This is a genomic window from Citrobacter koseri ATCC BAA-895 (assembly GCF_000018045.1).
Taxonomy (GTDB): domain Bacteria; phylum Pseudomonadota; class Gammaproteobacteria; order Enterobacterales; family Enterobacteriaceae; genus Citrobacter_B; species Citrobacter_B koseri.
Window position 1 is genome coordinate 1,254,784 of the sequence record NC_009792.1, and the last position, 13,916, is coordinate 1,268,699.

The window sequence follows — 13,916 nt, forward strand, 5'->3', positions numbered from 1 at the left end:
AACGGCTGGGCATCGTGTGCCAGATTCGGGTGCAAGCGCGTTCGCGTACCGCCTGAAAAGCGGCGGAATAGGGGCATGTTGATGTTGGCATCTGAATTGCAGGACTGAAATGGTAAAAGAGTTCTGAAAACAGTTTAGCGGCAAACCAACGACGGTTTGCGCGCGTTTGGGATAAAGGCGTCCTGCAATGCTTCGGCATTGCCGGGCGCTTTTTTTTTTGCAATGGGGAGCATGTATGGGTGGCAGGTCTGTTTCATTGACGCGACGTCGATTATTGCAGGCAGGGGCCGCGATGGGCGGGGCGCTGCTGGTACCCGGTTTGATGCAGTCCGTGTGGGCGGCAGGGTCGGACAAACCCGAACTTGAAACCGTCAGAGTAGGTTTTATTCCGCTCACTGACTGCGCGCCGCTGATCATCGCCGCGTTGAAAGGGTTTGATAAGAAATACGGCATTACCCTTGTGCCGACCAAAGAGGCCAGTTGGGCGGCGGTGCGCGACAAACTCGTTTCCGGCGAACTGGACGCGGCGCATGTGCTGTATGGCCTGCTCTATGGTCTTGAGCTTGGTATTGCCAGTAAGCCGCAGCCGATGGCGAACCTGATGACGCTAAATCAGAACGGGCAGGCAATCACGCTGTCGACGGCGCTTCAGGAGAAAGGCATTACCGACGCTGGCGGATTGAAAAACATGATCGCCGGACAAGCGCCCGGCACTTACACCTTTGCGCATACCTTTCCGACCGGAACGCATGCGATGTGGCTCTATTACTGGCTGGCTAGCGCGGGGATTAACCCGTTCTCTGATGTCCGAATGGTCGTCGTGCCGCCGCCGCAAATGGTGATGAACATGCGTATTGGCAACATGGTGGGCTTTTGCGTCGGTGAACCGTGGAATGCCCGTGCGATTAATGATCGCATTGGTTTTACTGCCGCAACCTCGCAGGCCATCTGGCCCGATCACCCGGAAAAAATCCTGGGAACGCGCCGTGACTGGGTTGAACAGCATCCAAACACCGCCAGAGCGCTGGTCAGCGCGGTACTGGAGGCGGCGCGCTGGATCGACGCCTCAGTGGAAAACCGACGCGAAACCGCACAAATACTGGCCCGTCGCGCCTGGCTTAACACCAAAGAGCAGTACCTGACCGGACGTATGTTGGGCGAGTACGACAACGGCGCAGGGCATCGCTGGCAGGACGCGCACGCCATTCGTTTTTATCACGATGCGGAAGTGAGTTTTCCGTGGCATTCCGACGGGATGTGGTTCCTGACGCAGTTTCGTCGCTGGGGGCTGCTCAAGGACGCGCCGGATTATAACGCCATCGCCGCCCGGATTAACCGCACGGACATCTGGCGGGACGCCGCCGCAGCGGTAGGCGGCATCACGCCGCCTTCTCAGCTGTTACGCACCAGCACCCTCATAGATGGTTCCGTATGGACCGGGCGGGACCCCGAACGTTACGCCAACAGTTTCACTCTCCATCATCAAGGGGCCTGACATGAAAACAGTACAAAACGCGCAAAGACGCATCCCTGAACCCGCCGCCGGTGAAGTGATTACGCTGCCGCCCGTTACGGTGCGCAGGCGTAATCCGCCGCTGTCGCATCTGATGCGAACACTGGCGCAGCGGACCGTTCCCGCATTGCTGGGGCTGGCGCTGCTGGTGGTGGGCTGGCAACTGGCGGCCATTAACAGCAAAGGCTTCCCGACGCCGCTCAGCACCCTTGATTCCGCGCTGACGCTGTTTGCCGACCCGTTTTATAACGGTGGGCCTAATGATATGGGGATTGGCTGGAATGTGCTGGCGTCGCTACAGCGTGTGGCGATTGGTTTTGGGCTGGCGGCGCTGGTGGGTATCCCGCTTGGCTTCCTGATCGGCCGGTTCACCTTTTTCTCGCGCATGTTTACCCCGCTGATCGCGCTGCTGCGACCGGTCAGCCCGCTGGCCTGGTTGCCAATTGGCTTGCTGCTGTTTCAGAAAGCGGAACCGGCATCAAGCTGGACTATTTTTATCTGCTCTATCTGGCCGATGGTGATCAACACCGCCGAAGGCGTGCGCCGCATCCCACAGGATTACCTTAACGTTGCCCGTGTCCTGCAACTCCCGGAATGGACGGTGATGCGCCGTATTCTCTTTCCGGCGGTTCTGCCTGCGGTGCTGACCGGCGTACGCCTGTCTATCGGCATCGCCTGGCTGGTGATTGTGGCGGCGGAAATGCTCACCGGCGGTCTCGGCATTGGCTTTTGGATCTGGAACGAGTGGAACAACCTCAATGTGGAAAACATTCTCATCGCTATCGTCATCATCGGCGTGGTTGGCCTGCTGCTGGAGCAGGGCTTAATGCTGGTGGCGCGTCGTTTTAGCTGGCAGGAAAAATAAGGGGAACACCATGAAACCGTTAATTCAGGTACAGGCCGTCAGTCAGCGTTTTTCTACCGCCAGCGGCGAATTTCTGGCGTTGCAAAACGTCTCTTTCGACATTCATGAAGGTGAAACCGTCAGCCTTATTGGGCATTCCGGCTGCGGGAAATCGACGCTGTTGAATCTGATTGCCGGAATTACGCTCCCTACCGACGGGGGGCTTATTTGCGACAACCGGGAAATCGCCGGGCCGGGGCCGGAAAGAGCTGTGGTCTTTCAGAATCACTCGCTGCTGCCGTGGCTGACCTGCTTCGATAACGTTGCGCTGGCGGTTGATCGGGTCTTTCGCCGCACGATGGGGAAAACAGAGCGTCGGGAATGGATTGAACACAATCTTGAACGGGTGCAAATGGGGCACGCCATGCACAAGCATCCGGGAGAAGTGTCCGGGGGGATGAAGCAGCGCGTCGGCATCGCCCGGGCGCTGGCGATGAAACCCAAAGTGCTGCTGATGGATGAACCGTTTGGCGCGCTGGACGCCCTGACGCGCGCGCACTTGCAGGACACGGTGATGCAAATCCAGCAGTCGCTCAATACCACCATTGTGCTGATTACCCACGATGTGGATGAAGCGGTGCTGCTCTCCGATCGCGTGCTGATGATGACCAACGGCCCGGCGGCGACGGTAGGCGACATTTTGCCCGTCACGCTTCCTCGCCCGCGTAATCGCGTGCAGCTGGCTGACGACAGCCGATACCACCAGCTGCGCCAGCAGATTCTTCACTTCCTCTACGAAAAGCAGCCGAAGGCGGCGTAGGGAGGCGGTATGACGCAGCGACTGGTCATTATCGGCAATGGAATGGCTGCCACCCGTCTGGTGGAGGCGCTGTTGGCGCAGGCGCCGCAGGCCTTCACGATAACCGTGGTGGGGGAAGAACCGCAGCATGCGTATAACCGCATTCAGCTTTCGCCCGTACTGGGCGGCGAAAAGCGCTTTGCGCAGACGCTGCTGCATCCGCCTGAGTGGTATCAGCGCCACGGCGTCACGGTGCTGACGGGGGAAACCGTCATCGCCGTTGACGCGATAGCGCGTACCGCCACCACCACCGGTCGAACGCTGGCGTGGGATGCGCTGGTGTTTGCCACCGGCTCGGTTCCGTTTATTCCGCCGATCCCCGGCGCTAATTTACCCCATGTGCATGCTTTTCGCACGATTAACGATGTGGACAGCATCCTGCATGGCTGCGGGCCGGTTGCCGTGCTGGGCGGCGGTGTGCTTGGCGTCGAGGCGGCTGCCGCGCTGCGACTAAAAGGTGACAATGTCACGTTAATTCATCGCGGCAATCGGTTCATGGAGCAACAGCTTGATGAGCAGGCCGGGGAACTGCTGGCGGAACACCTTAACGCACGCGGGATTGACTGCGTGCTGTCGTCCGGTATCGACAGGATTACGCCTGATGACGTCACGTTGACGAACGGTTGCGTGCTGTCTGCAACGCGCGTGGTGATTGCCACTGGCGTAAAACCCAATACGGCGCTGGCGCAGGCAAGCGGGGTGCTCTGTCAGCGTGGAATTGTGGTGGACGGGCAACTGCGCACGGCGGTGGCGGGGATCAGCGCGATAGGCGAGTGCTGTGAAATCGACGGGCAGACCTGGGGGCTGGTCGCGCCCTGTCTGGCGCACGCGGAGGTGCTGGCGGCCCGCCTGGCGGGAACCCCCGGCGCTGATTTTCACTGGCAGGACAGCGGTACGCGTCTGAAGGTGACGGGTATCGATCTGTTCAGCGCCGGGGAGGTAAACGCCACGGCGGGTGATGACCTGCTGCGCACATTTGACCCGCTGAGCGGCCATTACCGTCGTCTGCTGATCCGCAATGGACGGTTACAGGGGGTGCTGCTGATGGGCGATTGCCGCAGCGCCGCGCCGTTGACTGATTTGCTGGCGCAGGCTGCGTCGGCGAATCCTGACTGGTTATTCGACAGATTTGATACGCAGCCTGCGGCTGCAGGACAGGTGACTATGACAAAACCCACGTTGGCTGTTGTTGGACACGGTATGGTTGGCCACCATTTTCTTGAGCAATGCGTTAGCCGCAATTTGCATCTTGACTATCAGATTGTGGTCTTTGGCGAAGAGCGTTATGCCGCCTATGACCGCGTTCATCTGTCGGAGTATTTCGCCGGGCGCAGCGCAGAATCGCTCTCGCTGGTGGAAGGCGATTTTTTTGCCCGCCACGGTATTGAGCTGCGGTTGTCGCAATGCGTTACGGCGATCGATCGGGATGCCCGCGTTATTCGCACCGCCAGCGGACATGAAACGCACTGGGATAAACTGGTGCTGGCAACCGGATCATATCCCTTTGTTCCGCCGGTGAAAGGCGGTGATTCAGCGGCGTGTTTCGTCTATCGCACGCTGGACGATCTGGATGCGATTGCCGCGAAGGCAAAACACTCTCGCCGTGGGGTGGTGATTGGCGGCGGGCTGTTGGGGCTGGAGGCGGCGAACGCCTTGCGGCAATTAGGGCTGGAGACGCATGTTGTCGAGTTCGCGCCATCGTTAATGGCGGTTCAGCTTGATAACGCTGGCGCGGCGATGCTGCGCGAAAAAATCGAGGCGCTGGGCGTGAGCGTGCATACCTCGAAATCCACTGCGGAAATTGTCTCCACCCCGCAAGGGTTACAGTTGGTGTTTACGGATAGTGAGCGTCTGGAGACGGATATGGTGGTGTTTTCTGCCGGTATTCGCCCGCAGGATGCGCTGGCGCGCGGCGCCGGACTTCGTATCGGAGAACGCGGCGGGGTGTGTATTGATAACCACTGTCTGACCTCTGACGCGGATGTTTTTGCCATCGGTGAATGTGCGCTCTGGGACGGCAGGGTGTTTGGGCTGGTTGCGCCGGGCTACCAGATGGCGCGCGTGGCGGCAGCGCAGCTGGCCGGTGAAGATGCGGCGTTCAGCGGGGCGGATATGAGCACCAAACTCAAATTGCTGGGAGTGGATGTGGCCTCGTTCGGCGATGCGCAGGGGCGCACGCCAGGCGCGCAAAGCTATCAGTGGACGCATGGCCCGGAGCAAATCTACAAAAAAATTGTGGTCAGCGCGGACGGCAAGACACTGCTGGGCGGCGTGCTGGTGGGTGATGCGGCGGATTACGCCACGTTATTGCAAATGATGCTTAACGGTATGGCGCTGCCTGGGCAGCCGGAATCGCTGATTTTACCTGCACTGGCGGGCAGCGCGCCGAAAGCGTTGGGCGTTGCGGCATTACCGGACAGCGCACAAATATGCTCTTGTCATAACGTCAGCAAGGCAGACATTTGCCAGGCGGTCAGCGCGGGCGCAACGGAGATGGGCGCAATCAAGCAATGCACCAAAGCGGCAACCGGCTGCGGTGGGTGCAGCGCGCTGGTGAAACAGGTGATGGAGTTCCAACTGGCGGCACAGGGCGTGGAGGTTAAAAAGGATATCTGCGAACACTTTGCGTACTCGCGACAGGAGATTTACCACCTGGTGCGGGTGAACCGCATCCACACCTTTGAGCAACTGATTAGCCGCTATGGTCGCGGGCATGGTTGTGAGATTTGCAAACCGCTGGTGGGCTCGGTGCTGGCCTCCTGCTGGAATGAGTATCTGCTAAAACCTGCGCATCTGCCGTTGCAGGACACCAACGATCGTTATTTTGCCAATATCCAGAAAGACGGTTCGTATTCCGTCGTACCGCGTATGGCGGCAGGCGAGGTGACGCCGGATGGGCTGATCGCCATTGGCGAAATCGCCAAACGTTATCAGCTCTACAGCAAAATTACCGGCGGGCAGCGTATCGACTTGTTTGGCGCGCGCCTCGAACAACTGCCGGATATCTGGCGCGATCTGGTTACCGCCGGTTTTGAAACCGGGCACGCCTACGGGAAGTCGTTGCGCACGGTGAAATCCTGCGTCGGATCAACCTGGTGTCGCTATGGCGTTCAGGATTCAACCGGTCTGGCCGTCACGCTGGAGAACCGCTACAAGGGACTGCGCGCCCCGCACAAAATCAAAATGGCGGTCTCCGGCTGTACTCGCGAGTGTGCCGAAGCGCAGGGGAAAGACGTTGGCGTGATCGCCACCGATAAGGGCTGGAACCTGTATGTCTGCGGAAACGGCGGTATGAAGCCGCGTCATGCGGATCTGTTCGCCAGCGATCTGGATGACGCCACGCTGATTAAATTCGTGGATCGCTTCCTGATGTTCTATATCCGTACCGCCGATCGCCTGCAACGCACCAGCACCTGGATGGATAATCTTGAAGGGGGCATCGACTATCTGCGCGAGGTGGTTATACACGACAGCCTGGGTATCGGCGACGAGCTTGAACAGGAGATGGCGCGGATTGTGGAAACATACCAGTGTGAATGGCAAACCACGCTGAACGATCCGCAGCGTCTGGCGCTGTTCCGCGCCAGCGTGAACGGCGACGAACCGGATGAAGCCGTAGCGCGCCAGATGCTACGTGGGCAACCGCAGCTGGCGAAACCGGCGGCGCCAGCGAGAACCATCCTGCCGACAAAACCCTGGCAGGAGGTTTGTCAACTGGAGGAGATCCCCGAGCAGGCGGGCATTGGCGCCCGTTTAGGCAACCTGCAAATTGCGCTGTTCCGCTTTGGTCAGACGATTTACGCCCTTGATAACCATGAACCCGGCAGCGACGCAAACGTGCTTTCCCGGGGAATTCTGGGGGATGCCGGCGGTGAGCCCGTTGTCATTTCGCCGCTCTACAAACAGCGTATTCGCCTGCGCGATGGTCGGCAGTATGACAGCGGTGAGCCCGTTGTGCGCGCCTGGCCGGTGAAAGTCGAAGCGGGCAAGGTATGGGTCGGGAATCAGGCACTACTGCTGCGCGCGGAGGCGTCATGAATGAAACCCGGACAACGTGCCCTTACTGCGGCGTCGGCTGTGGAGTGATCGCCCGCGTCAGCGAACAGGGCGTCACGGTTCAGGGCGATCCCGATCACCCGGCCAATTTTGGGCGACTGTGTGTGAAAGGCGCCGCGCTGGGGGAAACCACCGGCCTGACCGGACGGTTATTACATCCGCAGGTTAACGGTGAAACGGTAAGCTGGCAGCAGGCGCTGAACACGGCGGGCGAGCGCCTGCGCAGTATCATCGCGCAATATGGCCCTGCGTCGGTGGCTTTCTACGCCTCGGGACAACTGCTGACGGAAGACTACTATGCGGCGAATAAGCTGATGAAGGGATTCATCGGTGCGGCCAATATCGATACCAATTCGCGCCTGTGCATGTCGTCAGCCGTTACGGGCTACAAACGCGCGTTTGGCGCGGATGTGGTGCCATGCAGCTACGAAGATATAGAGCGCAGCGATCTGGTGATTCTGGTCGGCTCGAACGCGGCGTGGACGCATCCGGTGCTCTATCAGCGCCTGGTGCAGGCGCGAAAAGAGAACCCGTCCATGAAAGTGGTGGTGATTGATCCCCGGCGCACCGCCACCTGTGATATTGCGGATATGCACCTTGCCCTGACGCCCGGCAGCGATGGCGGGCTGTTTGTCGGGCTGCTGCACGCCATCGCGACAAGCGGCGAATATGACGTCGATTTTGATGATGCGCAGGCGGCGTTTGCCCGCGCCAGCCGCTGGCCTGTTGAGCGAGTCGCGCAATTTTGTGGTCTGGAACCCGCGGAAATCCGCCGGTTTTATGATGGCTTTCTGACCGCGCCGCGCGCAATCACCCTTTACACGATGGGGATTAACCAGTCCGCCAGCGGCAGTGATAAATGTAACGCGATCATTAATGTACACCTTGCCAGCGGTAAATACGGGCGGGAAGGCTGCGGGCCTTTTTCGCTGACCGGACAGCCAAATGCGATGGGAGGGCGTGAAGTCGGCGGGCTGGCGACACAGCTGGCGGCGCACATGAATTTTGAGCCGCAGGATCTGTCGCGGGTTGCCCGTTTCTGGGGCACGGAGCGGCTGGCGCAGACGCCAGGGCTGATGGCGGTGGATCTGTTCGACGCTATCGCGCGCGGCGAGGTGAAGGCGGTGTGGATCATGGGCACGAATCCGGCGGTATCGCTGCCGGACACTCATGCCGTCTGTCAGGCGCTGTCTGCCTGCCCGTTGGTCATTGTCTCGGAGGTGGTGGCCGATACCGATACCAGTCGACTGGCGCATATCCGGTTTCCGGCGCTGGCCTGGGGGGAGAAAAACGGCACCGTCACCAACTCTGAACGGCGCATCTCGCGTCAGCGCGCATTTTTAACCGCCCCCGGCGAGGCCAGAGCAGACTGGTGGATTGTCGCGCAGATGGCAAAACAACTTGGCTTTGGCGAGGCATTCGCCTGGCAGGATGCGTGGGATGTCTTTCGGGAACACGCTGCGCTGTCGGGGTTTGAGAATGACGGCGACCGCGCGTTTGATATTGGCGCGCTGGCGGATCTGAACCGCGCGGCGTGGGATGAAATGGCGCCTGTCCGCTGGCCAGTCAGCCGTCACCACGGAGCGCTGGACCTGGCTCGCGGCTGGCATCGCAATAAGCGTCTGCGGCTGGTGCCCGTTGAACCGGAGGGCATGAGAACGCGCTGTGACGCGCTCTATCCGCTTATTTTAAACAGCGGTCGCCTGCGCGATCAGTGGCACACCATGACCCGAACCGGAACGGTGGTTCGGCTTATGCAGCACATTAGCGAACCGATTGTTGAGGTTTCACCGTCCGATGCCGCCCGTTTCCACCTGGTGGATGGCGCATTTGGCCGTATCAGCTCTTCGCGTGGGGTAATGGTCGCCAGAGTGGTGATTCAGGCCGGCTTGCGGGAAGGGACGGCGTTTACGCCGATGCACTGGAATAATCGCTTTGCCCGGCAGGGAAGGGTGAATGCGCTGGTCGCGCCCGTCTGCGATCCTCAATCAGGGCAGCCGGAGAGTAAACAAACGGCGGTACGCATCACGCCGTGGCAGCCGCGCTGGCAGGGGGAGCTGTTCATCCGCGAAGAGATAACCTTTCCTCCTTTTGTTCACTGGTGGCGTAAAGCGGCGGAAGGCGTGGCGCGTTTCACTCTCGCAAGCGATCGTGACGATCGCGACTGGTTGCTGGCGATGTGCCGCGAACAGCACTGGCAATTGCAGACCGCGCAGACGCCGCAGGGGCTGAATATTCTGGCCTGGCAGGCGGGACAATTAATGCTGGGGTTCTGGTCAGATGCGATAAAACCCGAAACAGACGATGCGGCGGTGATTGCCGCGTTCCGCCATCCGCCGGAAAACGCCCCTGAACGGCATGGCCTGTTGAGTGGCAAACCGGGCGGCGGGATGCCCGACCAGGGACGCATTATCTGTAGCTGCTTTAGCGTGGGGGAGTGTGCTATTCAGCAGGCTATCGCACAAGGGTGCGACTCCGTTCAGGCGCTGGGCAAAACATTACGCTGCGGCACCAACTGCGGCTCATGTGTACCGGAGCTGAAAGCGCTGCTGGCGCAAACGGCATCCGCCGGAAGCCTGGGATTCTCCTGAAAATGCGATAAAGGGCTGCAAAACGCGGATGGAAACGTTATGGTTTTAGTTAAGTGTGAGATTTCATTCGTTTAATGTAAAAGCAGCTGACAATTTGAGCCGTATTGTTTATCGCCCTCTTTCCCTTTGCATACTCTTGCTGCTGGCAGGCGGTACTGCCAGCGCGCAATCCTCGTTTATTCAACAGGCGGAAAATCCCTTCGATAACAACCAGGATGGTTTGCCTGATTTGGGCATGACGCCTGAGTCACACGAAGGTGAAAAACAGTTTGCTGAGATGGTGAAAGCCTTTGGCGAAGCGAGCATGACCGACAATGGGCTGGATACCGGCGAGCAGGCGCGTCAGTTTGCGTTTGGCCAGGTGCGGGACGCCGTGAGTGAACAGGTGAATCATCAACTGGAGTCCTGGCTTTCGCCCTGGGGGAATGCGAGTGTCGATCTCAGGATTGATAACGAAGGGAGCTTTACCGGTAGTCGTGGGGGCTGGTTTATTCCCTGGCAGGACAACACGCGGTATCTGACCTGGAGTCAACTCGGGCTGACTCAGCAGGACGATGGCCTGGTCAGTAATGTCGGCATCGGCCAACGCTGGGCGCGCGACGGCTGGCTGTTAGGGTACAACACTTTTTATGACAACCTGCTGGATGAAAATCTGCAACGGGCAGGATTTGGCGCGGAAGCGTGGGGCGAATACCTGCGATTATCCGCCAATTACTACCAGCCTTTCGCTTCCTGGCATGAACAGACCACCGCCTTAGAGCAGCGTATGGCGCGCGGCTACGATGTTACTGCGCAGATGCGTATGCCGTTTTATCAACACCTCAACACCAGCGTCAGCGTGGAACAGTATTTCGGCGAACGGGTGGATCTGTTCGACTCAGGCACGGGATACCATAATCCGGTAGCGGTAAAACTGGGGCTTAATTACACGCCGGTGCCGCTGGTGACGGTGACGGCGCAACATAAACAGGGCGAGAGCGGGGTGAGCCAGAATAATCTGGGGTTGAACCTGAACTACCGTTTTGGCGTGCCGCTGAACAAACAGCTGTCGGCCAGCGAGGTGGCGGAGAGTCAGTCGTTGCGCGGCAGTCGCTATGACAACCCACAGCGCAATAATCTCCCGACGATGGAGTACCGTCAGCGTAAAACGCTCACTGTTTTTCTGGCGACGCCGCCGTGGGATCTCCAGCCTGGCGAGACGGTGCCGCTGAAGGTGCAGATTCGCAGTCGGCATGGCGTTCGTCATGTAACATGGCAGGGCGATACGCAGGCGCTGAGTCTGACGGCAGGAGCGAAGGCGGACAGCGCAGAGGGCTGGACCATTATCATGCCGGCCTGGGACAGCAGCGAAGGGGCGACAAATCGCTGGCGGCTGTCGGTCGTTGTTGAAGATGAGCAGGGCCAGCGTGTCTCCTCCAATGAGATCACGCTATCACTGACTGAACCGTTTATGGCGATGCCCGATAACGATCCGCGCTGGAAGCTGCTCCCGGAGGAGTAATCAGAAGATGCGTTCCTGATGCACCCATACCGCCGCTTCGACGCGTGACTTCAGCTTCATCTTCTTCAGCATATGTTTCACATGCACTTTGACCGTACTCTCGGTGATATCCAGGCGGCGGGCGATCATTTTATTCGGCAGCCCCTGGGCGATCAGCTTCAGGATATCGCGTTCGCGCGGCGTCAGTTGGGTCACGTCGCGGTCAGAGGTCGCGCGGTTTGCCCGCAGGCTGGCGGCCAGAACCGGCGTTAACGCTTCGCTCAGCACCATTTCGCCAGCGGCCGCTTGCTGTAAGGCTTTCAGCAGATCTTCCGGCTCCATATCTTTTAACAGATAGCCGTCTGCGCCGCGCTTCAGCGCCGTCACCACGTCTTCTTCATGATTGGACACGCTGAATACCACGATACGGCCTGACAGTGATTTCTCACGCAGCTTATCCAGGGTTTCCAGACCGTTCATGCCCGGCATGTTCAGATCCAGCAGGATCAGATCGGGATCAAGAGACTCTGCCAGCTCAATACCCTGCTCGCCATTACTGGCTTCGCCGATCACGCTAATATCGGGCGCCATGCTGACAAGCTGTTTAACACCGGTCCGTAACATCGGATGATCGTCGATCAGCAGGATGGTAGCCGGTTCCTGATTACTCATGGGTATCTCCTTGGACTTCTGTGAAGTTTGTTTCGGGAATAAAGGTGACAGCAACTTCCGTACCGCCCGTCTCACGACGGCGTACACGACAATCGCCACGCAGGCTCTGCGCGCGGTCACGCATAATAATCATGCCATAATGGTTACTGCGCTCGGCGTTTTCTGGTACGCCGCAGCCGTTGTCTTTTACTGTCAGTTTGACCTGATTGCCATTTTGCACCACGGCGACGGCCACCTCATCGGCATGGGAATGCTTGAGGGCGTTACTTAACGCTTCGCGGGCAATTTGCAACAGGTGGATAGCCTGATGCGACGGCACCCGTCGCGGCGGGAGCTGATAATCCAGCTTCACCGTAAAACCAAATCGGGCGCTATATTCCTGACAGCTCGCCTCCAGCGCAGGCCGCAGGCCGGGTTCGGTCAACTGTAACCGGAAGGTGGTCAACAGTTCACGTAGCTGTACCCAGGAGGTATTCAGTTCGTTGCGGATCTGGCTGAGCAACTCGCGGCTGCTTTCCGGCAACGTCGCGCCCTGCATTTGCAGACAGCTGACCTGCATCTTCATGCAGGAGAGCGATTGTGCAATAGAATCATGAAGTTCGCGGGCAATGGTGGCACGCTCTTCCATCACAATCAACTGTTGCTGGCGTCCCTGATTTCTGTCCAGCGCCAGCGTAGCGGTCAATTGCTCGACTAGCGTATCAATCATCTGCTGCTGATCGTGACTCAGATGGCGCCCGTGCGGCAGCGTCGCCAGCAGAATGCCGTATTGCGTATGGGCATCGGTAAGTCGCCATTTCAGCGTGGTGCCGCCGTTGATCGCGGGCAGCGCGCCGCGCGGGCAGAGGTGGCACCCTTTGTCATCACAACTGCTGTCGGACTGGCAGGTGAACTCCTGATGATTATCTTCATCTTCCAGGTCATAAACCCGCAGTTCAATATCGTGCAGCAGCGTCAGGTTTTGCAGGCCGTTCAGCACCGGGGAGAGGCGCTCGCACAGCGGCACCTGGGAATGCAGGCGGCGGTTGGCCTGCCACAGGAATGAGAGGATCTGGTTTTTATGCTCCAGCCCGGCTGTCTTTTCCTGCACGCGTTGTTCCAGTACGGCGTAACTTTCGGCCAGCTCTTCTGACATGTTGTTGAGCGCTGAGCCTAACATCGCCATCTCATTGCGCCCGCTGATATGCGCCCGCTGGGTGAAGTCGCGCTGGCTGACGGCTCGCGCCATCGAAAGCAGTTGTTTCCACGGTTGCAGCAGGCGCGCTCGTAGCCAGATGATCGTAAAGACGAACAGCAGCGCCATAAAGATGGCCATTAACCGATGCACCATCACCACGCGCTCAATGCGCAGCTCGGTCGTGTGATCAAAGGCGGTGACTAACCGATCCAGACCGGTGACAAAACGCATAACATCGCCGGCAACGGCGTTTCTGTCCTGCGCGCGTTGCAGCCCTGGCGCCAGTTCCGTATGCCAGTAGTCCTGTAGCGCGCGAAGCTGCTCTTGTTGCCCGTCGCGTTCCGCAGCGCGGGTCAGTTCAGGGCTGAACGCCGTCTGTTTCATCTCATCCAGCAGCTTTTGGTCGTGGGCGCTCAGCGGCACTGCTGCCAGCAGACGATAGCTCTGCATACGCAGCGAACCGGCCTTGTTGATCGCATGGGCGCTGCCTTGTACGCCCTGAACCAGCCAGCCAGAGATAGCCATGCCCGCCACACCGATAGCGGTGGACAGGAGAACAATAAGCGCCAGTTGGTTGACCAGCGTGAGTGGAGAGAGACAACGTTTAAACATGTAGACTTCTTCCTTCAGGCTTCCTGCTCAGGAAACCTTAATGAATGACGATTCTGCCGGGATGCTCACCGAGGGGCGTTTCGACAGTGACGTTATTCTCAGCCATACCCTG

8 protein-coding genes are annotated in these 13,916 nt (G+C 59.0%); 6 read left to right on the forward strand and 2 right to left on the reverse strand.

Translation table 11 applies throughout. The features are described from left to right. The first annotated feature begins 235 nt into the window (after positions 1 to 235). The 6 genes from CKO_RS05555 (at position 236) to CKO_RS05580 (ending at position 11,364) form a co-directional block, all read left to right on the forward strand. Positions 236 to 1,495 carry a CmpA/NrtA family ABC transporter substrate-binding protein gene (locus tag CKO_RS05555; protein WP_024130293.1) on the forward strand — a complete coding sequence of 420 codons (1,260 nt, stop codon included), beginning with the start codon at positions 236 to 238 and terminating at the stop codon, positions 1,493 to 1,495. Between the two features lies 1 nt (position 1,496). Continuing rightward, positions 1,497 to 2,378 (forward strand): nitrate ABC transporter permease, encoded by an 882-nt coding sequence (ntrB, locus tag CKO_RS05560; RefSeq protein ID WP_012132174.1) that lies wholly within the window; start codon positions 1,497 to 1,499, stop codon positions 2,376 to 2,378. A gap of 10 nt (positions 2,379 to 2,388) precedes the next feature. Continuing rightward, positions 2,389 to 3,177: an ABC transporter ATP-binding protein gene (locus CKO_RS05565; RefSeq protein WP_012132175.1), complete on the forward strand. Its 789-nt coding sequence runs from the start codon at positions 2,389 to 2,391 to the stop codon at positions 3,175 to 3,177. Positions 3,178 to 3,186: 9 nt separating this feature from the next. Beyond that, positions 3,187 to 7,254 (forward strand): nitrite reductase large subunit NirB, encoded by a 4,068-nt coding sequence (gene nirB, locus CKO_RS05570; protein WP_012132176.1) that lies wholly within the window; start codon positions 3,187 to 3,189, stop codon positions 7,252 to 7,254. Further along, positions 7,251 to 9,863: a nitrate reductase gene (locus CKO_RS05575; RefSeq protein WP_012132177.1), complete on the forward strand. Its 2,613-nt coding sequence runs from the start codon at positions 7,251 to 7,253 to the stop codon at positions 9,861 to 9,863. Before nirB ends, CKO_RS05575 begins: the two co-directional genes overlap by 4 nt. Before the next feature lie 94 nt (positions 9,864 to 9,957). Continuing rightward, the gene (locus CKO_RS05580) at positions 9,958 to 11,364 is read left to right on the forward strand and encodes a YchO/YchP family invasin (protein ID WP_024130295.1); all 1,407 of its coding nucleotides are present in this window, start codon (positions 9,958 to 9,960) and stop codon (positions 11,362 to 11,364) included. Here CKO_RS05580 and narL read toward each other — a convergent pair whose 3' ends face one another. Together narL and narX are read right to left on the reverse strand one after the other, a co-directional pair. Further along, positions 11,365 to 12,015 carry a two-component system response regulator NarL gene (gene narL, locus CKO_RS05585; RefSeq protein ID WP_012132179.1) on the reverse strand — a complete coding sequence of 217 codons (651 nt, stop codon included), beginning with the start codon at positions 12,013 to 12,015 and terminating at the stop codon, positions 11,365 to 11,367. Then, positions 12,008 to 13,804 (reverse strand): nitrate/nitrite two-component system sensor histidine kinase NarX, encoded by a 1,797-nt coding sequence (gene narX / locus CKO_RS05590; RefSeq protein WP_012132180.1) that lies wholly within the window; start codon positions 13,802 to 13,804, stop codon positions 12,008 to 12,010. The genes narL and narX overlap by 8 nt, the downstream gene beginning before the upstream one ends. Between the last annotated feature and the right edge of the window lie 112 nt (positions 13,805 to 13,916).

Excerpts from the sequence above, each read along its gene's own strand:
- CKO_RS05555 (WP_024130293.1), top strand. The coding sequence starts at position 236 with ATGGGTGGCAGGTCTGTTTCATTGACGCGACGTCGATTATTGCAGGCA.
- ntrB (WP_012132174.1), top strand. The coding sequence starts at position 1,497 with ATGAAAACAGTACAAAACGCGCAAAGACGCATCCCTGAACCCGCCGCC.
- CKO_RS05565 (WP_012132175.1), top strand. The coding sequence starts at position 2,389 with ATGAAACCGTTAATTCAGGTACAGGCCGTCAGTCAGCGTTTTTCTACC.
- nirB (WP_012132176.1), top strand. The coding sequence starts at position 3,187 with ATGACGCAGCGACTGGTCATTATCGGCAATGGAATGGCTGCCACCCGT.
- CKO_RS05575 (WP_012132177.1), top strand. The coding sequence starts at position 7,251 with ATGAATGAAACCCGGACAACGTGCCCTTACTGCGGCGTCGGCTGTGGA.
- narL (WP_012132179.1), bottom strand. The coding sequence starts at position 12,015 with ATGAGTAATCAGGAACCGGCTACCATCCTGCTGATCGACGATCATCCG.
- narX (WP_012132180.1), bottom strand. The coding sequence starts at position 13,804 with ATGTTTAAACGTTGTCTCTCTCCACTCACGCTGGTCAACCAACTGGCG.